Here is a 22,431-nt window from a genome sequence, read left to right as displayed (position 1 = left end):
CTTGCTGACGACTACTTGATACTTGAAACCTATTGGGATATATCAACAGTGATACAAAGAGCGATAGGTATCATGAGCGCCACAGGATCCCTCAAGGCGGCCATCATAGGGTCTTGTATCGTTGGTCTCTATATTATCCAGCGGGAACGTTCCATCCACAAAGGGCGCCACATGAGTACGCTCGCCTTTCTTAACGATTTGATAGAATTGCGGCAAGTTGAAATTGATAAAACTGGAACCATAAGTAAAGCGATCGTGTGATGAAGAATAAAAACGGCTGATATCACGTACCAACTCTTCTTTACTTCCTTCACAATGCGAATAGATTTCTACCCGATTTGATTCGTCAAGGATATAAATATTGAATCCTTGCTTCTTCTCAATATCTTCGAAAAAAAACTGGATAATACCTTCACAAGCAAACCCATCGATCACAGGCGGTAAATGTTTTTCTTTAGTATCAATTTTGACTGGCAGACCATGCAGTTTGGTATTGGAAATTGCACCATAGAATTCCACCGCATTTTCCAGTTTTTGAACCGAAACGTTTAACCGTTCGAAAAAGAGCCCCCAGGTTTGGCCTGAAATACGTAACGCTTTAAAGCGATTAGGATCCTGACGATTACTGGAAAGGCGCAATTCTATACATTCTGAAACCAGTTGCCGGATACGGGTACAGATAAGCCCGCCCAGATGTTTGCTGTAACAGAAGACTTCAACGTCAGACGGTGGTGCGGCATCCTGATGCATTTTACCTAATATGGTCTTTAATGCTTCCAGTACTGATTGTTCTCCACTGAAATGCAGGGTTCTCACTTCATTCCATGAGTTGCGGTAAAGTAAATCGATGCTGCCCACCAAACATTGCTGCAACTCACCAAAACTGAAAACATTCAGTTTCCTCAGATCAAAATGAACAAACTGATTGGAAAATGCCGCTGTCGGATCTTCTTCCAAGTTGACAATGATCGCTAAGTGGCGAATTTCACAAGGGCTGTACAACGCTTTTGGCGTAGGTGCCGGCAGACGGATCGGAAAATGCGTGGCAATATCATTGACCAAATCACACAATTTATTTCTGTCGCACTGTGATTTCCCATGATGAACATGAATCCGGGTGTCTTTGGTCAGTAATCCATTAAAATATGTCCAGGAAACTAACTTATTCAAATAGCGGTTATATTCCAGTGGTTGGTGCCCAATAATCGATCCTATCGTGGGAGCACAGTTGTAAAGATACCAACCACTGCGGTTGACACGTCCCGGCGGAACATAAATGAAAGTCAGATCTTGTTCTGACAAATCCGGGGATATCTGAGGATTCACCAGCGTCACTTTACCCGGTAATGCTTCAAAAGCCGCATACAATTTACGGGTCAATACCCCGATATCCTGCGGGCTGGCACTCACACTTAAATTGTTACGGCGGGCAAAACGAATCAGGTTGCGATAACTCTGCATCATGGTATCGAGCAATTCATTATGTGCCTCACGCACCTGCTCAATCTTCCACGAGTTGCGATTATCCAGCATTGCGAGTTTGTTATCATCCCAATCCCATTCATGCACCAACTGGGATATAACCTGATGACGCCATCCTGTACAGCCTTTATCATCACGGCCTTCCAGTGACTTTTCACATACCTTCAGGTAAAAACAACGACGCGCCAAATCCAGGCGCGTAAGGTCGTTTGTGGCAGTCAGATAACGGGTTACACGTTCCAACATCATGCTATAAGCATCAAGGCCAAAAGAAACAATCGCGCCATCATGGAAGTACTGTTTCATTTCCATAGCCAGTAGTTTTCCGTTGGGGTATTCCCATGAATAAGCTTCCAGCAACAGGCTTTTCAATACCGCCTTATAAGGAGAATCCACACTTTTATAAAGCTGCCAAAGACTCGCTCCAAAATATTCTTCCGCAGACAGTTCACCCAAACCGCCCAAATCCAGCCATTCATTTGGCGTTAGAACACCTTGCGCATAGAGGGAAAGCACATATTCATCGTAATGTGCTTCCTCTTCCACAGGAACCATCGCCCACAGCAAGCGTTTACCGGCCATACAAACCGCAGTGCGATAAAATTCATCAAGCAGAAGAATATGTTGGGTAGAACCGCAATCTTCACCACCCAGACTGCCGCTGGCATGATGCCGAAAACGATTTTCATCAATCAGAAAGAAGGTAACCTCAACGCCCAGCGTCGCTGCCCACTGTTCTATCAAGGTACATTTTTGCTCCAATAACGCTTTCTCATCACTATCCAGCCAGGATTGATGACAAACCCAAACATCCACGTCAGAGGAACAACTTTGGCCTATAGAGGAAGTACTGCCCATTGAGTAAATTCCCGTAATCGGCAATTCACCATTGGAGGTATGCGACAAGGCACCAGCAAGCTGGCTTTCCAGATCATTAATCCAAAACTGCTGTGATTCATCAGGCGTAAAAAAGCAAACGCCATGAGGAACGCTGCCTTTGATATAACCTGGCATCATTGGATGATGATAATGTAATAATACTGGAATTAAACTGTAAACTTGTTTAAAAGCGTCACTCATTGAGCTAGTTGCGCGCTCTAGTCTAAGTTGGTTAATTGCATCCAGTCGCTGCTTCAGCGTTTCAATATAGAGATACAAGAGTTTCGCCTGATATCAGTTCCAGTGCCTAAAGTAGTCCCCTGTTTCCGATAACGCGTGGTATTACAAGATGATTTAAAATTATTTTTACAAACTTATTGTCGGAAACGTGATCAATTTAACACCTTGCAGTCGAAGCGTAAAGTATGCGCTACCACTCTTTCGCCTCACCTGCAATAGCCAAATAGCAATTAACTCTTTGTAAAATATTAATTTAATCACAAAACAGATACAAAAATATGTTTTTTCAAATAAGTATTATAGTTGATTATTTTTCATATAAAGGATGTAAGGTATTGTAAAGCATCAGACTTCCAGAGTTATATTCCCCTGATAATATTTTTTAATTGTTAATAATCTCTCGTCGTTTTTTACTAACCAACTCATCTTAAAATGTTAATTTGCTTTTAAATCAATCTTTTTGTTTATTTTCTCCATTTAAATAAAACATTATTTTAATATTTAAAATTATTTTTATCTTATAAACTGTATATCCATATACTATTTTACTTTTTCTGGTCTTTTCGTAACTGGAAAAAAAATCATTGAAATGTTAAAACTGGCGCTATTTTCTCACTCATTGGTGGCTAATTAGTGGCTAAAAAGCCGCCATACCCAATATATTTATCCATGACAATGAAAATCATTCGTATCGCTACCCGCCAAAGCCCATTGGCTATGTGGCAAGCGCAATATGTTCAAAAACAACTGGAACACTTTCATCCAGAATTGAAAGTAGAGCTGGTTCCAATGGTCACACGTGGCGATATTATCCTTGATACACCATTAGCAAAGGTGGGAGGCAAGGGCCTGTTCGTGAAAGAATTAGAACTGGCATTGCTTGAAAAACGCGCTGATATCGCTGTCCATTCTATGAAAGATGTCCCTGTCGAATTTCCCGACGGTTTGGGGTTGGTCACAATCTGCGAACGGGATGATCCACGGGATGCTTTTGTTTCAGTAAAATACGCCTCGCTTGATGATTTGCCGGCAGGCAGTATTGTTGGGACATCCAGCTTACGCCGTCAGTGCCAAATTCGCCAGATACGCCCTGACCTTGTCGTCCGTGATTTGCGCGGTAATGTCGGCACCCGCCTGAGCAAACTTGATAACGGCGATTACGATGCCATTATCCTTGCAACGGCAGGGCTAAAAAGACTAGGGCTCGAAGAGCGCATTCGCACGCCATTGGCACCAGAGTTACTGCTGCCAGCCGTCGGTCAAGGTGCTGTGGGGATTGAATGCCGGCTTGATGATCAGCAAACCCGTGAACTGCTGGCTCCCTTGAACCACGCCAGAACAGAAACTTGTGTGCTTGCTGAACGGGCCATGAATACCCGCCTTGAAGGGGGTTGTCAGGTACCGATTGGCAGTTATGCCGTCTGGCAAGAAGACAAGATCTGGCTACGTGCTCTGGTTGGCGCACCTGATGGTAAAGTTATCGTACGCGGCGAAAGAAGGGTATTACCAGAAGAGGCCCGTCAGGCTGGAGTAGCATTGGCGGAGGAGTTATTGGAAAAAGGCGCCCGCCAAATTTTGGCCAGCGTATACCAGAGGAATCCACCTGAATGAGCATTTTGATCACCCGCCCTGCTCCCGCAGGAGAGGACTTAGTCAGGCGATTGCGGGCTAGCGGAAAAACAGCCTTCAGCGCACCACTCATCGAAATTTATCCGGGAGCCGATTTGCCATTGTTGTCACAAAAACTGCAATGGTTATCTGCGGGGGATCTGGTTTTCCTGTTATCAAAAAACGCCGTTCATTATGCCAATCAGCGGCTTATTCAAGAGGGCCTGTCATGGCCTGATAAGCTCTCTTACTATGGCATCGGTAAATCGACTTCCCTGATGTTTCATCAACAAACCGGGTTAGAAATCGCTTGGTCCAGACAAGGTGAAACCAGTGAAGATCTACTAAAACTCCCCGCTCTACAGAAGACGAGTAATAAAAAGATTTTATTGCTCCGAGGTAATGGCGGCCGTGAGGTCATTGCTTCCACGTTAAGAATGCGGGGAGGAGTAGTGGATTACTGTGAATGTTATTCACGACAGCCAGTTAAATATCATGCAGCCGATTTCAGTTATCACTGGCAACAATATGGTATAAAAACCATTGTTGTTACAAGTGGCGAAATGCTGCAACTGTTATATAACTTAGTAACTGATAGCGATGGAAAAGCGTGGTTGTTGAGTTGCTGTCTGGTTGTAGTCAGCGAACGCCTTGCTAATATTGCCCAAACATTGGGCTGGCAAACAATAAAAGTAGCCAAGAGTGCAGATAATGACGCCTTAATCCAGGCGCTGGAATAAACCAATATGGGATGTCCATTATGACGGAACAAAAGCAGTCCACCGATGCGGTTGAGACAAAACGCCCTCAGCAGCCTGAAACGGCTCCCCATAAACCCAAACGTTATGGATGGGTAGGCAATACGCTCTCAATTGCCATTTCGCTGGCAATCGGTGTTGGTGGTCTTTACATTTATTATCATGGTAAACAGCAGAATGCAGCATTAAGCGCCGAAAATCTCGCTCTTCAGCAAGAAATCGCCTCTCTGACACAACAGCACTCTGCCAATAAACAAGACGTTGATGCCAAACTCCAAAAATTCGATTCTTCCTTACAAGAATTCAAATCACGAAACCAGCAACTGGATGACCATCTGGCAGAGCTTCAATCCCGTGTTTCAGAACTTTCAAATACGGATATCGAAAACTGGCGACTGGCACAAGCAAGTTCTCTCGTTAAAATGGCCGGGCGCAAAATATGGAGTGAGCAAGATGTCACAACAGCCATCGCATTGATGAAAGATGCTGACCAGAATCTTGCTGAGATGGATGATCCCAGCCTGCTCTATGCCCGCCAAGCTATCAGGGAGGATATTGAATCTCTGACTAAAATCAATCAGCTTGATTTGGATGGTATTATTCTGACTCTGAACCAACTATCAAACCAAGTCAATAACTTGCCCCTGTTTGACAAAGTGGAACAAGCCACGCCGATGGAAACTAACAATGATGAAATCACGGCCTCACTTTCCGACTGGCGTAAAAACCTGAGCAGTAGTTGGCACAGCTTTATGGATAACTTCATTACTATTACTCCTCGTGATAGCAACAAAGAACCACTATTGGCGCCTAATCAGGATATTTACCTACGTGAAAACATCCGTTCCAAACTGCTGATCGCTGCACAGGCAGTTCCCCGCCATCAGAGTGAAATTTACAAGAAAGCGTTGAGCTCCGTCGGAGAATGGGTAAGAAGTTATTTTGATACCTCAGCGCCAGATACAGAAAATTTTTTACATGAAGTTGATTCACTGCAAGAACGTCCTCTTTCTATTGATGTTCCTGAACAATTGAGCAGCCAACCAATATTGGCAGATCTTGTGCGTAAGCGGATCTACAATCTACCGCATTCCATATCATCCCAACCAGAAACCAAACCTGAAACAGAATCAGGAACCAAGCCTGAAACTCAACCAGAAACGCAATCACAACCGGCTCCAGCAGCAGAAGCTTCCGATCAGGCAGATACATCTTCTGAGGAGAGCTAAGTATGCTGAAGATATTATTGCTGTTCATTATTCTTATTGTGGGCATCATACTTGGCCCCTTGATGTCCGGGCATCAAGGGTACGTTTTGATCCAAACAGACAGTAAGAATATCACCACCAGCATCACTGCTATGGTGATTATGTTTCTCTTGTTACAATTCCTGCTGATTTTTATCGGTTGGTGTTATCGTCGGTTAAAGCGTACCAGCACGTTCACCCATAGCTGGATCTTTGGTGGATATAAACGCAGCCGGGCACGTTCACAAACCAAACAGGCCCTGCTCAAACTGGCCGAAGGAGATTTCAAGCAGGTTGAGCGTCTAATGACCCGCAATGTTGATCATGCAGAGCATCCTGTCGTGAACTATTTGTTGGCAGCAGAAGCAGCTCAACAGCGCGGTGACTATTTCCGTACCAACCAGTATATTGAGCGTGCCGCAGAAGTTGCAGATAAGGATCAACTCCCTGTCGATATTACCCGTGTACGTATCCAATTGGCACAAGGCGAAATTCATGCCGCACGCAATGGTGTGGATAAACTGCTGAACTATGCCCCTCGCCACCCTGAAGTATTGCGGCTGGCTGAACAGGCTTATTCTCTTTCAGGTGCTTATCAATCATTGATTGATATCTTGCCTTCAATCATGAAAATTGATCTGCATAGTGAAGACGAAATCCTTAAACTGCGTCAGCAAGCCTATGTCGGGTTAATGAATCAAATTATGGCAGAAAAAGGCAGTTCTGGTCTGAAGGCATGGTGGAAAGAGCAAAGCCGCAAGATCCGCAATGATATCGTGCTACAAGTCGCTATGTCCGAACATTTGATTGAGTGCAATGATCACGATACAGCCCAGCAAATCATTCTGAATGGATTAAAACAGCAATACGACGAACGTCTCCTGCTCTTGATTCCGCATCTTAAAACCAGCGATCCCGAAGCGATACAAAAAACGCTTACCCATCAATTAAAGCAACATGGTGCGACACCGCTGCTCAACAGCACCATAGGGCAGGTTGCTTTACGCAATGGTGAATGGGTTAACGCTGAAACGGCCTTTAAAGCAGCGCTTGCACAGCGACCGGATGCCCATGATTACGCATGGCTTGCCGATGCACTCGACAGATTGCAGAAACGCGAAGAAGCCGCCCAAATCCGTAGCAAAGGTTTTATGCTGACTTTAAAGCGCAATGACGACCTTGAAAAATAACGAAGCATAAACCCGGCTATTTCACACCTCAGTTAACAACGATATGGATACCATTGAGACATTAACTGAGGTGCGCCGTATTTCTACAGACAAAAAAAACACCTATCAAAAAGACAGGTGTATAAATACAATCAGGTCTACAGACGGATAGTGCCTCACTCAACGTTGTGTCCGGTTTGTGATGAAAAGACAGTGATGCTTACTCATCTATAACGTGGACCATAGGCACTGACAATCAGCTCTACATCATCCCGGAGTTTATGAAGTCATGTGCTGTCATAAGGAGTAGGATGAGTATCTACAATTTTTTATAATGCACTTAACGTGCCAACTTTTTCAACCAAGATAAGCTTTCCTTACCCACGTTTTGACTGACTTTCTATAATAGATATCCTGATTTTTACTAAAAACAATCAAAAATACCGTCTCCCATTTGAGACGTGCTTCAAGGTGTTCACATTTATACAATAAAAATCAATAAGTTAAATGTCGTTATTCTGAGACACCTGATGGTATGGTTTGTCGTTGAAATACAACATCAATCTAAAAATAACTTTTAAAACAACCGGTTAATTCCTTAAGAAAAACCATGATATTTAATGCCATACCAAGGGAATCAATAAAGAAATTAAAAAGAAATAAAAGGGAAAAATAAGTGTTTTTATCCGCAAGGGAATTTTTTATTGATAGGAAAATTTTTGATTGGCAAAGCAATACAAAGAAAAATCCCCGCTATTGCGGGGATTTCTCAGAATCTGGTCGGCGAGAGAGGATTCGAACCTCCGACCCACTGGTCCCAAACCAGTTGCGCTACCAAGCTGCGCTACTCGCCGAAATATATTTTTTCTCTTTTTTATGGTGCGAAGGGGGGGACTTGAACCCCCACGTCCGTAAGGACACTAACACCTGAAGCTAGCGCGTCTACCAATTCCGCCACCCTCGCGTGTCATAAAAAAGATGGGGTGGCTAACGAGACTCGAACTCGCGACGACTGGAATCACAATCCAGGGCTCTACCAACTGAGCTATAGCCACCATAACAGCTATCTTTTATATACTGTTTACTACTTAAAACTACTGCCACAACGAAGCGCTATCGACCACGATAACTCATTGTCACTGCTCTTGCACGCTTAAAATGGCGCGCCCGACAGGATTCGAACCTGAGACCTCTGCCTCCGGAGGGCAGCGCTCTATCCAGCTGAGCTACGGGCGCTTAACGCCGTTGCGGTGGAGGATAGTACGGATTTAATGTCGTACTGTCCAGTGCTTTTTTAAAAGAAATGATTCATTTGCTTACGCTTTACTCATTTAGTTGATAAAGACAACACTTTTCCACCGCAAGAGGTCTTATTGTATAAGAATCAATCCACCAAACTAGTGTGATTTTTTCTGTGAATAAATTCTATTAACCAAGAAATAAATACATGACACAATCAGCAAAAATGCCCCACCTACCATCAGTGAGAAACGCGTATCCGGGTTAACCGCCATTCCGACTAATACACAACTCAGGAAAATCAAGGTCAGGTAATTGACATAAGGGAATAGGATCGATTTAAACCGATGCTGTTTCAGCGCTTCTTCGTGATGTTTGCGGAAACGCAGTTGGCTTACCAGAATCACAAACCACGGCACCATACCAGGCAATACACTAGCACTATAAACGTAAACAAATACCGATTGTGGATTTGGAATCAGGTAATTCAGGCTCGAACCGGCAATCAAACAGCCAATGGTGATGGCGATACATTTCACCGGCACACCGTTCTTCGACAATTTCAGCAACGAAGCAGGCAATTGACGGTTTTGAGCCAGGGCATACAACATCCTGCCACCGCTGTACATGCCGCTGTTACACCCAGAAAGTGCCGCAGTCAGTACAACAAAGTTAATCACTGCGGCCGCAGAAGCAATACCCACTTTAGCAAAGGTCATCACGAACGGGCTGCCATGCGTGCCAACTTCTGTCCACGGGAACAGCGTCACAACAATAAAAATAGCACCAACATAGAAGATCAGGATACGCCACAGAATATTGTTGATCGCTTTCTTAAGTGTAACTTGTGGGTTTTTCGCTTCACCCGCAGTGATACCAACCAGCTCAACTCCCTGATAGGAAGCAACAACAATACACAGGGCAAATAAAAAGCCTTTCCAGCCACCGGAGAAAAAACCATCATGTGAGGTTAGGTTATCTAATCCTATAGGTTGCCAGTCATTGCCTAAACCAAAAAAAATCAAACCAATGCCAATCAAAATCATCACAATAATCGTTGTGACTTTGATCATGGCAAACCAGAATTCCAATTCACCATACAGGCGTACAGCCGCCAAATTCGCCAGAGCCACTAACCCGACCGCTACCAGCGCAGAAACCCACTGAGGTAATTCCGGGAACCAGAATTCGGCATATACGCCGATGGCAGTGATTTCGGAAATACCCACAGAAACCCACATGAACCAATAGCCCCATGCCGTCAGACAGCCCCAATAAGGACTAAGGTACTTATGCCCAAAAGACGCGAATGAGCCGGTGACAGGTTCAAGGAACAACATTTCTCCCATTGAACGCATGATGAAAAAGACAAAAAGTCCAGCAATAATGTAAGCCAGCAAAACGGAAGGGCCAGCCCATTTCAAAGTACTGGCCGACCCCATGAACAACCCTACGCCGATTGTGCCACCTAGCGCAATCAGTTCAATATGACGTGCCTCAAGTCCCCTTTGCAGGCTCTGTTTTGAATCACTCATAAAACTCCCTATCCACTTTTATGATGTCTATATTTGCAAACAGAAAAAATACAGGAATTGATAATCAATCGTTGTAAAAAAGGCAGGGATCAAAACACGTTTTGCCAATCAGTGAAATAAAAAATTATAAAATTACACCAATACCAATCTTGTTTGGCATCGCAATTGGGGAGAACAGCATCAATGATGGCTATTATCTAATCACATAACAAGGTAGTTATTTCAACGTCTTTGCTAAGTGCGAAGGGACGGCGATGAGAGACAAAGCGGAAACCTGCCACATATGAGCCACATATGAATAACACACTTTCCACGTGGCAGGCTTAAAACAAAGAATTACCGGGCTAGAGTTTGCCCCCGTAATAATAGCCAAGGAACCTCAATAGCTTGAATTGCCTACGGATGCGGCTTGGCTGAGATAGCAGACGGTACAGCCATTCCAGGCCTAAATTCTGCCAAATTTTCGGTGCCCGTTTGACATGCCCCGTAAAAACATCATAAGTCCCGCCGATTCCCATATATAGCGCATCTGGATGTATTTTTCGGCAGTCACGCATAAAGATCTCCTGTTTCGGCGATCCCATTGCGACAGTAATAATCGCTGCACCGCTGGCATGAATCCGCTCTAACACCGCATCACGCGTTTCTGGTGTAAAATAACCGTCCTGGCTGCCTACGATATTGACGTTCCACTGGGTACGCAATTTATTTTCTGTCTGTGCCAAAACGTCAGGCTTTCCACCTACCAGAAAGACGGGGGTTCCTTCACTGCCGGCCCGTTCCATCAAGGCTTCCCACAAATCGGCTCCCGCAATCCGGGATACATCTGCATCAGGGTATTTACGACGAATGGCCCGCACCATGCTAATACCATCGGCATATAAATATTCAGCCTCATCCAGCAACATGCTCAGTGCATTATCTTTTTCCGCAGTAAGGACTTTCTCTGCATTAATCGCAACCAGCGTACCTGTTTTGACTTGTCCATCCTGGAATAGATGATCAAGAAAATGCGACATACCACGAAATCCCCAGATATTGAGGCCACGAATACGGTATTTAGGAACGTTATTCAACACCATTTTTCTTCCTTACATCCAAAATCACAGATGTTTTTCGCGAGGTAGCCAAGTTACTGACTACAAACTTTCTAACCAGCCCTGCACTTTCAAACAGCCAGTACAGTAATTTCGCCGCGATCAGGCATAGGCCAAAAACAATGCAGAAGAATACGACCCGAGAAACAAAAGAATCTACACCTTCACGGGCAAGTACAATCATATTAAAAATGGCACCAAAACAGAAAGCTTGCAAAATCGCTGCCTTATAGCGATTAGTTTCCTGCTTCCCTGCTTCGTAGATCCAATCAAACCATTTGATAAGCAAACCGACAACAATCGCGCCCAGAGGGATAAAGAACACACCTCCCATTACCACGAGAGAACCAATCAGTGTTGGTGAAATTGCAAGGCCAGAGTGGTTATTCAGCACGTCCCATGTAAAGTAATTGGCTGTATTCCAGACCAGATTAGGTCTATCCGGCCACAGCCAACTGGGAATAAAGACATAAAAATCACGAATGATCGGAGCCAAACCCTGAAAATCTATTTTGCTGTAGTTATCCAGCAGCAGAGCCAGATTTTCCCACGGCGAGAAGGTATCCCGCGTGAGATACAGGAACGTATAAAAGGCTTCCGCACCACTCACATCCAGGCCATAACGCTTTAACGCCAGCCAAAACATGCCAATAATTCCAAATATGCCCGCAGCAAATAGCATCCACAGCGTGATCCAACCACGGACAATGCCAATAAACAGGAACAGTGCAAACGCGATAATGATATTAGCCCGCGTTCCTCCAACAATCACATAAGTCAGAATGCCAAATCCGACGGTTCCTACCAAAAAACACACCCAACGCATTTTGGTCGGATTCAGAAAAAACACCACCAACATGGCAGGAATGAAGAAATAGAAGAAACGCTTGAGTGCGACACCGGAAACTTGGCTGGAAAATATCTGGCTATAGGACTGTAACTTAAATAACAAGAAACCGTTCTGCATAAAGAACGATCCCACCGTAACGACAGCAATGCCAGCAAGCAGCAACCATGTGAGATTAGTTTCTACCCGATTCATATTGAATAAGGGCTTTCGCGCAGAAGCAACCAATGGTGTTTCAGGCTCCCTATTATTTCTGCGTGTTTTATAGCTAAGGCGCGTTTTATACGCTACATAGTAAATAGCGTAAAAACAGCCTGACGCCAACATTGCATGCAGCAACGAATCTACCGGAACAACCTGTACATCAAACTGGAACACTAACATGCTGGTCAGCGGGAAGCCAAAATAGAACGTCAGCAGATACAGTAATGAGAAAAAAACATTAAAATTAAAGCGGACACGCCGAAATTCTTGATACGTCAAGGTCAGGATAAAGACCAATGAACTCACGTAAACGACAAACAGCCCACCGAATTGTGTCAAGGTCATTGATATTCTCCAGATGCCGCCAATAGGGCGCGTTTCCACCCATCAATAAAATTGGGATCAAAAAAGGCAATCGCCTTTTTATCAAGGGACAGCATCTGACGCTGTGCTTCCTGCACCCAGTGTTTATTCAATTCATCACCATCAAACAGAACAGGCACCTGCTGCTCCGTCAAATCATGCCAGAATGGATTCTGGCGGCTCAAAACAAACGGAATACCAAATTGAATCAGCAAACAGAGTGTTCCAATACCCTGTTGGCGATTGAAAATGAAATAGCCCAAATCGCATTGACGCAGCAGCGACAAATATTCGTCAAACGCCATTTTATCCTGCAAGGTACGGACGTTTTGCGCTGGAAACAGCGACAATGCGGTTTGTTTTACGCGCTGGATATAGGGCTGGTTATTATCAGGGTAACCCATCGGAATGATCACCCGTGCCTCATCCCCAAACTGATGGTGGATCTTATGCAGTGCTTCTATATGACGGTTGGATTGATCCCCTGAATTCCCCAGCAGAATAGTGATCCCTTCCGGTGAAAATGTTTTTTCCGTTACCGTAAGAGTAGGGTCCATCCGGGTGGGGAAATAGAGCAATGATGATGGCACTCGGGTTTTGGATTGGCCTGTGTGCCGGAGAAAATACCGGAGATCACCGCGCGTGGCAAAAATATGCCCTACTCGTTTCTGTGCCAAGCGACGAAGCAGATAGAATAAGCGAAATTTCAGTTGATGGGATTCTTCATATAAATCAGCTCCCCACGCATGCCACCAAAATTGATGTCGTTTAATTTTGCCCACTAATAAAGCCAGCCACAAAGCAGCGTTAAACTGCCCGTGGAAGAAAAAACGGGTTGTGCTATCTGCCCTTGCTTTTTCAATCACCGCCTGTGAAAGAGCGGCTTTATTCTCATAAACAGAGATCGTCAAACCAGAATAATTAGAATTCGATAGCCATGTGTGGTCTTTGGACACCACCATAAAACACGGTTTGGCCGAAAAAGGTATTTCCTGAGCCAAGACGTCATTAAAGAAACGCAGCAACGTTTGATTGTGATGTGGGATATCCGATCCCAAAACGTGAATGAGGGTTGTCATGCTCGCCTGCGATAAATGATAAATACGCTACAACAAAGAATGAAATAAACAATGTAAGTTGCCATATATGACTGAGCTGCACCCAATGCCCCATTTTTCGGTATTAGCCAATGAGAGAAACCGCTCAGCAAAAGGAACTGGCTGACCTCAGCCAGAACATAAAAACGCAGTGCAGCTTTTGCTATCACCAGATAACCAAAAACATAAGCGCCAACTTTCAACACATCACCCACTAACTGCCATGCGAATAACTCCCGCATCGCGGTGAATTTGTCTGAAAACAGCAACCAAATAACAAAATCACGCAACAACCAGACTGAAAAGCTGGCAGCAGCCACAGCAGGTAAGACAAATTTCAGGGCTTTCACTATTTCGCTGGTAATATCCTGCTTACTCTCTAAACGAGAAAGAGTCGGCAGCAGATAGACCGTGAAAGAAGCCGTAATAAATTGTAAATAGGCATCAGAAATGCTGCTCACTCCCTGCCAAATTCCAACCTCTTCCCAGCTATAACGTGCCGCCATTAAATTTCGCATCATGACATAAGCAACGGGCAACGTTATAGAGGTCAGCAATGCCATAAGGGTAAATTTACCCAAATGACTGGCAATCGCCCGATCCCACATAGGTTTCAAGGCGGAAAATGCAATGACTTTGCGGTGCAAGATCATCATCCCTGCGGGTAAAACCACCAACGCAGGAACTAACGCCAAACCAGCCAACGCACCTTCATAGCCACCCAGCCAATAACAGAGGCCATAGGCAATTACGCCCGTCAAACTGCCCAGAATAATTGCCAGCGAGTTTCCCTGAGCATCCCTGAATCCTTTCAAGATAGCCAGAAAATAGTTGGCGTAAGCGATGCCCATTTGAATAAATGCGAGCGCCTGCACAACAGATTTGTAATGATTGTGACCAAATAAACCAATACTGATGACATCACTGAACAAGAGGAAAATCACCGCCAGCAGGGTCGAAAAACCGAGAATAATCGAGGATGAGGTTCCCAGTACGGCCCTGAGTTTTTCCGGTTGCTGATGATGTTCCGCCACATATTTAGTGACGCCATTAAAAATCCCCGCACCAGACAACACGCCTAATACGGTGATGAGTTGACGAAAGTTACCAGCCAGCCCCACCCCTGTTGGGCCAAATGAGACCGCCAGCAATTTAATAACCAGCAGCCCCGCACCAATTTTGATCAATGTGGAGCCAGCCGTCCAAACAGAAGCTTTAGCAAGTGACATATCAGGCGAAAAATTCCTTGATACGGTTGATGACAACTTGCTGTTCTTCGTCAGTGATATTGTAGAACATCGGTAAACGCACTAACCGGTCACTTTCACGGGTCGTAAAACTATCTTCTCCGTGGAAACGGCCACATTTTTCACCCGCTGGACTGGTGTGCAATGCCACGTAGTGAAATACGCTCAGAATACCGTTCTCTTTCATGTAACGGTTGAATTCACTACGTTCTTCCACATCTTTCAGCTTGATATAGAACATATGGGCGTTGTGTTCTATGCCTTCCGGGATGATTGGCAAGGTCAAGTGTCCCGCATCGGCCAATGGCTTCAGGGCCTGATAATAGTTATCCCACAAGGCCAGACGACGCTGGTTAATTTCTTCAGCAAGCTCTAATTGTCCCCACAGGTAAGCGGCTTGCAGATCAGATAACAGATAACTGGAACCAATATCACGCCAGGTATATTTATCTACTTGCCCACGGAAAAACTGGCTACGGTTAGTGCCTTTCTCACGAATGATTTCGGCACGGGCGATCATGGATTTATCATTGATTAATGTCGCACCACCCTCACCACCCGCCGAATAATTTTTGGTTTCATGAAAGCTGTAGCAACCAATATGTCCAATCGTGCCCAATGCACGACCTTTATATGTGGACATGACACCCTGTGCCGCATCTTCCACTACATACAGGTTATATTTTTCTGCCAATGCCATAATGGTATCCATTTCACAAGCAACACCCGCATAATGCACTGGCACGATGGCGCGGGTTTTCTCTGTAATGGCCGCTTCAATCTGGGTTTCATCAATGTTCATAGTATCAGGGTGAATATCTACGAACACGATGGTTGCTCCACGCAGAACAAAAGCATTAGAAGTAGAAACAAAGGTATAACTCGGCATGATGACTTCATCACCCGGCTGGATATCCAGCAAAATAGCCGCCATTTCCAGTGAAGCCGTACAAGATGGTGTCAACAACACCTTTGGACAACCAAAGCGTTGCTCTATCCAGGCTTCACAACGTTTGGTGAACTCGCCATCGCCGCACAATTTACCACTGGCCATCGCTTGTTTCATGTATTCCAATTCAGTGCCGACTACCGGGGGTTTGTTAAATGGAATCATTTCATCCTCTGTATAACCAATATGCAGTGCTCTCAATAATGGCACCGCGACGTGTATAAAGACGCAAGGCAGTGATGTTGCTGATTTGTGTTGCCACTCTCAGCCGTTGTATCTGGTGGTTCTGGCACCATTGCTGCGCCGCCGACATTAATTTTTTTCCAATTCCTTGATGATGATTCCCCGGTGCAGCCGCCAATAAGCCAATACGTGCTTCATGGCTTCCAATGTCTCTCAGGGTGACAAATCCCATCATTCTACCGCGTTCATCATTGATAAGCAGACATTCGTGGTCAAACGTTCCCAAAACGGCTTTTTCGACCCAAGTCGCATAAAATCGACCACTGTCATCCGGCTGATACCACGGCTTACGGAAACGGCTATCCGTAAACACATGAGACGCTACTGATTTTAATTCGGGTATATCTTGTCGTTTTGCAGAAATGAATTCTTGTCCCGTATGAATATCAGCATTATCCCCGGCATCAATCGATAACCGTAAATCCACCTCACCTTCCACCAAAGAAAATCCCAAAGCGGACAGCCCGTCAATAAGGGATGTTTGCTGTGCAGGAACTTTTGCCTGTACCAGTGCATACTCATCCAACTGAGCCGTCGTTAGTGCTGCGGCTTCCGGTGAAAAATTCAGACGCGCAGTGGATAACCCAAAGAATTGGCTATCCCAAATCAAAGGTTCAAGGTTGGCGTGAATAAACATTGAGCAAATCCATCAGATATTTGCCGTAACCCGTTTTAGCCAGCTCCGCAGCAGCCTCTTTTAATTGCTCAACGCTCAGCCAACCATTACGCCATGCTATCTCTTCCAGACAGGCAATTTTGAAGCCTTGCCGTTTTTCAACGGTCTGAACAAAGGTGCTCGCTTCAATTAAACTGTCATGGGTACCCGTATCCAGCCAGGCAAAGCCACGCCCTAGCAATTCAACATTCAATTCGCCACATTCCAGATACATTTGATTGATGCTGGTGATCTCTAATTCACCACGGGCGGAAGGCTTCACTTGTTTAGCAAAATCGACCACTTTGTTGTCGTAAAAATAGAGTCCTGTCACCGCCCAGTTGGATTTAGGCTGTACGGGTTTTTCTTCAATGGAAAGTACCCGATATTGATCATCAAATTCCACGACGCCAAATCTATCTGGATCCATCACTTGATAACCAAATACGGTAGCCCCTGTTTCACGCGCCACCACATTTTGCAGTTTCGGGCTAAATGCCTGACCAAAAAAGATATTATCGCCAAGCACCAGACAACAAGTATCATTGCCAATAAACTCTTCGCCAATCAAAAACGCTTGGGCCAATCCATCGGGAGAGGGCTGTTCAGCATAGCTCAGACGAATGCCAAATTGCTCACCATTGCCCAATAGTCGCCTAAAAGCGGGTAAGTCATCGGGCGTAGAAATAAGCAGGATATCGCGTATTCCCGCCAGCATTAAAACTGACAGCGGATAATAAATCATCGGCTTGTCATAAATAGGCAATAATTGTTTTGATACGCCACGTGTTATTGGATACAAACGGGTGCCAGATCCCCCCGCCAGTATAATTCCTTTCATGCTATCCCCCAGACGGGTTTATTCGTTTCCCAGCCCAAGACGTTCCCCTGCATAAGAGCCATCCTGAACCCTACGCCACCAATTCTCATTCTCTAAATACCATTGCACGGTCTTGCGAATGCCAGACTCAAAGGTTTCTTGTGGCGTCCAGCCCAGTTCGCGCTCAATTTTCGCTGCATCAATCGCATAACGCATATCATGTCCCGGACGATCCGTCACATGGGTAATCAGATCACGATAATGCTCTACCCCCGCAGGTTTTTCGGGGCGGAATTCTTCCAGCAAGGAACAAATCGTTTCCACCACATCAATATTTCTGCGCTCATTATGTCCACCGATGTTATAGGTTTCACCGGGTTCAGCCTTGGACACCACCAAATGCAATGCGCGTGCGTGATCTTCCACATACAGCCAGTCACGGATTTGCTCACCTTTGCCATAAACCGGCAGTGGCTTACCCGCCAACGCATTCAGGATCATCAATGGGATCAGTTTTTCAGGGAAGTGATAAGGGCCATAGTTATTGGAACAATTGGTGATCACCGTCGGTAAACCATAAGTACGGCGCCACGCCCTGACCAGATGGTCGCTGGAAGCCTTAGATGCAGAGTATGGGCTGCTCGGTGCATAAGGCGTCGTTTCAGTAAAGAAGCCGTCTTCACCGTGCAGGTCACCATAAACCTCATCTGTTGAGATATGGTGAAAACGGAATTTGGCCTGTTTTTCCTGATCCAATTGCTGCCAAAACGCCCGCGCCGCTTCCAGTAAAGTATAAGTACCAATGATGTTGGTTTCGATAAAGGCGGCTGGCCCATCAATGGAACGGTCAACATGACTTTCTGCCGCTAGATGCATCACCGCATCCGGCTGGTATTGCAGGAATACACGATCCAAGGCATCACGCTGACAGATATCCACCTGTTCAAACGCGTAGCGAGGATGATTAGCCACCGGAGCCAGTGATTCAAGGTTACCGGCATAAGTCAGACTATCGACGATGACGACGCTGTCTTCTGTCTGGCTGATAATATGACGGATAACCGCAGAGCCGATGAAGCCTGCACCACCTGTAATTAGAATACGTTTCAACGCCAAACTCCTTTTGTATCAACAACCCATTTTTGCTTTATTTCATCGCCATGAATGGCTTTAAACTGACGGTGATCCACCAGCATCAATACAACGTCGGCCTCTTCCAGTGCCTGGTTCACGTCCATCAACTCAACCAGACCTTTCAATGACTTTGGCAGTTCATGTACATTGGGCTCAACAGCCATGGTTTTCCCTACATGCCACTGCGCAACCATTTCAGTGATATGAACCGCCGGGCTTTCGCGCAAATCATCAATGTTCGGTTTAAAAGCCAGCCCAAAACAGGCAATTTTAACTTCACTTGCCCGTTTATCGCTTTCTGCCAGGCAATCCGCCACTGCCGCTTTCACTTGATCAACCACCCAAAGCGGTTTTCCATCATTAACTAAACGCGCGGTATGGATCAGACGAGATTGTTCAGGATTTTGCGATACGATAAACCACGGATCGACCGCGATACAGTGCCCGCCAACCCCCGGACCGGGCTGCAAGATATTTACGCGAGGATGACGATTTGCCAGACTAATCAGCTCCCAAACATTAATGCCTTGTTCAGCACAGATCAAAGAAAGTTCATTGGCAAACGCGATATTAACATCGCGGAAACTATTTTCCGTCAGTTTGCACATTTCTGCCGTTTTGGCATTAGTGATAACACATTCGCCTTCAAGGAAAATTTTGTACAGTTCGCTTGCTCTGGCGGATGATTTGGCTGTCATACCTCCCACCACGCGATCGTTTTTGATCAATTCCACCATAACCTGGCCCGGCAGTACGCGTTCTGGACAATAAGCGATATCAATGTCCGAATCTTCACCCGATTGTTGGGGAAATGAAAGATCAGGGCGTGCCGCAGCCAACCACTCTGCCATCTGCTCTGTCGCACCAACCGGCGAAGTAGATTCCAGAATGATCAAGTCGCCTTTCTTCAGGACTGGCGCTATTGATTCCGCAGCAGAGCGCACATAAGCCATGTCCGGTTCGTGATCGCCTTTGAAAGGTGTAGGCACAGCAATCAAGAAAGCATCCGCAGTTTGTGGAACGGTTACGGCTTTCAAATAACCGCCTTCAACGGCAACTTTCACTACTTTATCTAAATCAGGTTCAACGATATGAATTGCGCCACGGTTAATCGTCTCTACCGCATGTTGATTGACATCCACACCAATGACGGTTTTTTTGCGGGAGGCAAATGCTGCTGCGGTGGGTAAGCCAATATAACCAAGCCCGATCACAGAAATTGTTTCAAAACTCATAATGTCACCTGATTTTTCTTTAATGCTTCAAGAATTCGCTGGCAAGCCTTACCATCACCGTAAGGGTTATGGGCATGGCTCATCTGTTGGTAAGCGATGTCATCCGTCAATAAGCGCGTCACTTCTGCAACAATAGCTTGTGTCTCTGTCCCTACCAATCGCACCGTCCCCGCATCAATCGCTTCAGGTCGTTCGGTGGTACTGCGCATAACCAGCACAGGTTTTCCCAAAGAGGGGGCTTCTTCCTGAATGCCCCCTGAATCGGTCAGAATCATGTAGGCATGATTCATCAAATAGACGAATGGCAGATAATCCTGGGGTTTGATAAGGATAATGTTATCAATGCCATGCAAAATACGCTTAACAGGCTCACTGACATTTGGGTTCAAATGAACCGGATAAACCACCTGAACTTCAGGATGCGCTCTGGCAATCTGGGCTAACGCTTCACATATCCGCTCAAATCCCTTACCAAAGCTCTCACGACGATGGCCTGTCACCAGAATCATTTTTTTATTCGGATCAATGAAGGGATAAAGTTCAGCAAGCTGGCCATATATGGCTTCGTCATTCATGATGCGGTCACGTACCGACAGCAGCGCATCAATAACCGTATTACCTGTAACAAAAATACGATTTTCTGCAATAGACTCTTTTAAGAGATTATTTCTGGAGTTTTCCGTTGGCGCAAAGTGGTACATCGCCAAGTGCCCGGCAATTTTACGGTTGGCTTCTTCCGGCCAGGGAGAATAAAGGTCTCCGGTTCTCAGTCCTGCTTCGACATGGCCCACAGGAATATGCTGATAGAATGCGGCCAGACTGGTTGCCATAGTCGTAGTCGTATCGCCATGCACCAGCACCACATCCGGTTTAAATTCTTCCAATACAGGCTTTATACCTTGCAGGATCCGGCAGGTAATATCCGTGAGGTCCTGCCCTTTTTGCATGATATTGAGATCAAAATCTGGCGTTATTCCGAACAAGTGCAACACCTGATCCAACATCTCCCTATGCTGGGCAGTGACACACACTTTTGCGTCAAAGGCAGTATCCCTAGCCAATGCGTGTACCAACGGTGCCATTTTGATGGCTTCCGGTCGAGTACCAAACACAGTCAACACTTTCACAGTGGCTCTCTTATTTTGTCAATCATTGCAAATGTTTCCACAAAAGCGGAGGGTTAATTACCATTTCCATTCCTACTCCTGAGCAAGATGCACGCAGATACAGGCTACCGAGAACAGTCATTAACCCTAAAGAACTTATGAGTTTTTTACATGAAGTTATTATATGAACTGACGGAGCGTGAGCGCCTTACCAAAGCAACTCCAGCACCAACCAACATGCCAATGGCACTCCACATAATCATCATGAAAGCACGGCGAGGGCTGTCTCGATTGACAGGTTCCTCGGGTGTCCTGAGATAACGGTAAGTCTGGAAAGTCCCCTGTAAAGTTGGGCCGACATTCAATGTAGCCAGCATCGCCATGTTTTGATCATAATCGATGCTGTAATTCGGACCCGTCGCTTCCAACGTTTCAATCTGGGCCTGCAACAATGGCATACCCAACATAAACATTTTGGACTCAGGCAATTCTTCGATAGGAATGTTTGTTTGATTACGGTGAATACCTTGTTTCTCAGCCACTTTCAGTGACTGCTGCAAGACATTCAGTTCACGATTGTACATTGCCTTGGCTACCATCTCCTGACGTTTAACCAAGGCTTTCATTGACTGGGTTCGTGTCGCCCATGCACCTTTAATTTCGTTATTCAGATGGGTACTCGCCCGTTGATTGGCAAATGCAATATATCTGCGCAGCAGTTGGTTCGCATCAACTGCTGTTTCTGCTGTCAGCTTGATATTGTCATTAGGTACTTTTCGGTCATCACTCCGCGTGATTTGAATATTGTTGATCAACTCATCCAGCAACACAGCATCCGCTTTGGCAGCCCCTTTCCTGCGCTGTTTGTAATAATCAGAATCAAGCCAAAATTCACGACGGGTATCATACGCCGCAACCTGTATCATGAATTCTTTGTATGCACCATCGGGAATAGTCGGCAATTGTGCTTCTGGTGAGGCATTGATATGGGTATCCAAATTACGCAAAAATTGTTGTTGCGAGTAATAGCTACCCAGATTATTGGTCGTCGGTAAATCCACAACAGCGGTTGCGCTCCACTTTTGCTGCATCAGAGAAGATGCACCCAGAGCGACGGCAGCGAAAATGATTGCCAGTGCGATAATCCATATCTTTCCACGCCACAGAGCATAACACAGCGCACGAATATCCAGCTCATGCTCTATCGCCTGTTGATCCTGTTTAGGTTGCGTTTCTGAGTTTATCACTGCACAAAACCTCTTTGATAAGTCAATGTA

The 22,431-nt window shown here is 45.4% G+C and carries 17 protein-coding genes and 4 tRNA genes; 4 read left to right on the top strand and 17 right to left on the bottom strand.

The window, feature by feature from the left end:
- Positions 1-42: 42 nt before the first annotated feature.
- Entirely contained in the window at positions 43-2,640 is a 2,598-nt protein-coding gene (locus tag Xenpb_RS04070) for a class I adenylate cyclase (protein WP_187653202.1), read from the bottom strand.
- Between the two features lie 630 nt (positions 2,641-3,270).
- On the opposite strand from Xenpb_RS04070, the gene hemC reads away from it, so the two are divergent.
- Genes hemC through hemY form a run of 4 tightly spaced genes read left to right on the top strand, consistent with a single transcriptional unit; the run spans position 3,271 to position 7,404 of the window.
- Complete coding sequence (gene hemC / locus Xenpb_RS04065) at positions 3,271-4,212, top strand: hydroxymethylbilane synthase (RefSeq protein ID WP_187653201.1); 942 nt, start codon at positions 3,271-3,273, stop codon at positions 4,210-4,212.
- Positions 4,209-4,949, top strand: coding sequence for a uroporphyrinogen-III synthase (gene hemD, locus Xenpb_RS04060; RefSeq protein ID WP_187653200.1), 741 nt, complete (start codon positions 4,209-4,211; stop codon positions 4,947-4,949). The genes hemC and hemD overlap by 4 nt, the downstream gene beginning before the upstream one ends.
- Before the next feature lie 20 nt (positions 4,950-4,969).
- Entirely contained in the window at positions 4,970-6,196 is a 1,227-nt protein-coding gene (gene hemX / locus Xenpb_RS04055; RefSeq protein WP_187653199.1) for a uroporphyrinogen-III C-methyltransferase, read from the top strand.
- Positions 6,197-6,198: 2 nt separating this feature from the next.
- The gene (gene hemY / locus Xenpb_RS04050) at positions 6,199-7,404 is read left to right on the top strand and encodes a protoheme IX biogenesis protein HemY (protein ID WP_187653198.1); all 1,206 of its coding nucleotides are present in this window, start codon (positions 6,199-6,201) and stop codon (positions 7,402-7,404) included.
- A gap of 756 nt (positions 7,405-8,160) precedes the next feature.
- On the opposite strand, the gene Xenpb_RS04045 is transcribed toward hemY, so the two are convergent.
- The 16 genes from Xenpb_RS04045 to wzzE form a co-directional block, all read right to left on the bottom strand.
- Positions 8,161-8,237: transfer RNA gene (locus Xenpb_RS04045), tRNA-Pro, on the bottom strand.
- A 23-nt stretch (positions 8,238-8,260) separates the two neighbouring features.
- A tRNA-Leu gene (locus Xenpb_RS04040) sits at positions 8,261-8,347 on the bottom strand.
- A gap of 15 nt (positions 8,348-8,362) precedes the next feature.
- A tRNA-His gene (locus Xenpb_RS04035) sits at positions 8,363-8,438 on the bottom strand.
- A 104-nt stretch (positions 8,439-8,542) separates the two neighbouring features.
- A tRNA-Arg gene (locus Xenpb_RS04030) sits at positions 8,543-8,619 on the bottom strand.
- Positions 8,620-8,780: 161 nt separating this feature from the next.
- Positions 8,781-10,157, bottom strand: coding sequence for an amino acid permease (locus Xenpb_RS04025; protein ID WP_099112735.1), 1,377 nt, complete (start codon positions 10,155-10,157; stop codon positions 8,781-8,783).
- 344 nt (positions 10,158-10,501) lie between these two features.
- Positions 10,502-11,239 (bottom strand): lipopolysaccharide N-acetylmannosaminouronosyltransferase, encoded by a 738-nt coding sequence (wecG, locus tag Xenpb_RS04020; protein ID WP_187653197.1) that lies wholly within the window; start codon positions 11,237-11,239, stop codon positions 10,502-10,504.
- The gene (gene wzyE, locus Xenpb_RS04015; protein WP_187653196.1) at positions 11,226-12,650 is read right to left on the bottom strand and encodes an ECA oligosaccharide polymerase; all 1,425 of its coding nucleotides are present in this window, start codon (positions 12,648-12,650) and stop codon (positions 11,226-11,228) included. The genes wecG and wzyE overlap by 14 nt, the downstream gene beginning before the upstream one ends.
- Positions 12,647-13,747, bottom strand: a complete 1,101-nt coding sequence (locus Xenpb_RS04010) for a TDP-N-acetylfucosamine:lipid II N-acetylfucosaminyltransferase (RefSeq protein WP_187653195.1) — start codon at positions 13,745-13,747, stop codon at positions 12,647-12,649. Before Xenpb_RS04010 ends, wzyE begins: the two co-directional genes overlap by 4 nt.
- Positions 13,744-14,994, bottom strand: coding sequence for a lipid III flippase WzxE (gene wzxE / locus Xenpb_RS04005; protein ID WP_187653194.1), 1,251 nt, complete (start codon positions 14,992-14,994; stop codon positions 13,744-13,746). Before wzxE ends, Xenpb_RS04010 begins: the two co-directional genes overlap by 4 nt.
- 1 nt (position 14,995) lies before the next feature.
- Entirely contained in the window at positions 14,996-16,126 is a 1,131-nt protein-coding gene (rffA, locus tag Xenpb_RS04000; RefSeq protein WP_187653193.1) for a dTDP-4-amino-4,6-dideoxygalactose transaminase, read from the bottom strand.
- A 1-nt stretch (position 16,127) separates the two neighbouring features.
- On the bottom strand, positions 16,128-16,841 hold the full coding sequence (gene rffC / locus Xenpb_RS03995) for a dTDP-4-amino-4,6-dideoxy-D-galactose acyltransferase (protein WP_187653192.1): 714 nt from the start codon (positions 16,839-16,841) through the stop codon (positions 16,128-16,130).
- Positions 16,819-17,700, bottom strand: a complete 882-nt coding sequence (gene rfbA / locus Xenpb_RS03990; RefSeq protein ID WP_187653191.1) for a glucose-1-phosphate thymidylyltransferase RfbA — start codon at positions 17,698-17,700, stop codon at positions 16,819-16,821. The genes rffC and rfbA overlap by 23 nt, the downstream gene beginning before the upstream one ends.
- A gap of 18 nt (positions 17,701-17,718) precedes the next feature.
- Positions 17,719-18,789, bottom strand: coding sequence for a dTDP-glucose 4,6-dehydratase (rffG, locus tag Xenpb_RS03985; RefSeq protein WP_187653190.1), 1,071 nt, complete (start codon positions 18,787-18,789; stop codon positions 17,719-17,721).
- Positions 18,786-20,048: a UDP-N-acetyl-D-mannosamine dehydrogenase gene (wecC, locus tag Xenpb_RS03980; protein WP_187653189.1), complete on the bottom strand. Its 1,263-nt coding sequence runs from the start codon at positions 20,046-20,048 to the stop codon at positions 18,786-18,788. The genes rffG and wecC overlap by 4 nt, the downstream gene beginning before the upstream one ends.
- Entirely contained in the window at positions 20,045-21,175 is a 1,131-nt protein-coding gene (gene wecB / locus Xenpb_RS03975; protein ID WP_187653188.1) for a non-hydrolyzing UDP-N-acetylglucosamine 2-epimerase, read from the bottom strand. The genes wecC and wecB overlap by 4 nt, the downstream gene beginning before the upstream one ends.
- Positions 21,176-21,321: 146 nt before the next feature.
- On the bottom strand, positions 21,322-22,401 hold the full coding sequence (gene wzzE / locus Xenpb_RS03970; RefSeq protein ID WP_187653187.1) for an ECA polysaccharide chain length modulation protein: 1,080 nt from the start codon (positions 22,399-22,401) through the stop codon (positions 21,322-21,324).
- Between the last annotated feature and the right edge of the window lie 30 nt (positions 22,402-22,431).

The organism is Xenorhabdus sp. PB62.4 (genome assembly GCF_014467285.1).
Lineage (GTDB): Bacteria > Pseudomonadota > Gammaproteobacteria > Enterobacterales > Enterobacteriaceae > Xenorhabdus.
The sequence above is the reverse complement of the archived record's forward strand: the minus strand, read 5'-3'. Positions and strand labels throughout refer to the sequence as shown.

Coding starts and splice junctions, on each gene's coding strand:
- hemC (WP_187653201.1), top strand. CDS start 3,271: ATGACAATGAAAATCATTCGTATCGCTACCCGCCAAAGCCCATTGGCT.
- hemD (WP_187653200.1), top strand. CDS start 4,209: ATGAGCATTTTGATCACCCGCCCTGCTCCCGCAGGAGAGGACTTAGTC.
- hemX (WP_187653199.1), top strand. CDS start 4,970: ATGACGGAACAAAAGCAGTCCACCGATGCGGTTGAGACAAAACGCCCT.
- hemY (WP_187653198.1), top strand. CDS start 6,199: ATGCTGAAGATATTATTGCTGTTCATTATTCTTATTGTGGGCATCATA.
- Xenpb_RS04025 (WP_099112735.1), bottom strand. CDS start 10,157: ATGAGTGATTCAAAACAGAGCCTGCAAAGGGGACTTGAGGCACGTCAT.
- wecG (WP_187653197.1), bottom strand. CDS start 11,239: ATGGTGTTGAATAACGTTCCTAAATACCGTATTCGTGGCCTCAATATC.
- wzyE (WP_187653196.1), bottom strand. CDS start 12,650: ATGACCTTGACACAATTCGGTGGGCTGTTTGTCGTTTACGTGAGTTCA.
- Xenpb_RS04010 (WP_187653195.1), bottom strand. CDS start 13,747: ATGACAACCCTCATTCACGTTTTGGGATCGGATATCCCACATCACAAT.
- wzxE (WP_187653194.1), bottom strand. CDS start 14,994: ATGTCACTTGCTAAAGCTTCTGTTTGGACGGCTGGCTCCACATTGATC.
- rffA (WP_187653193.1), bottom strand. CDS start 16,126: ATGATTCCATTTAACAAACCCCCGGTAGTCGGCACTGAATTGGAATAC.
- rffC (WP_187653192.1), bottom strand. CDS start 16,841: ATGTTTATTCACGCCAACCTTGAACCTTTGATTTGGGATAGCCAATTC.
- rfbA (WP_187653191.1), bottom strand. CDS start 17,700: ATGAAAGGAATTATACTGGCGGGGGGATCTGGCACCCGTTTGTATCCA.
- wecC (WP_187653189.1), bottom strand. CDS start 20,048: ATGAGTTTTGAAACAATTTCTGTGATCGGGCTTGGTTATATTGGCTTA.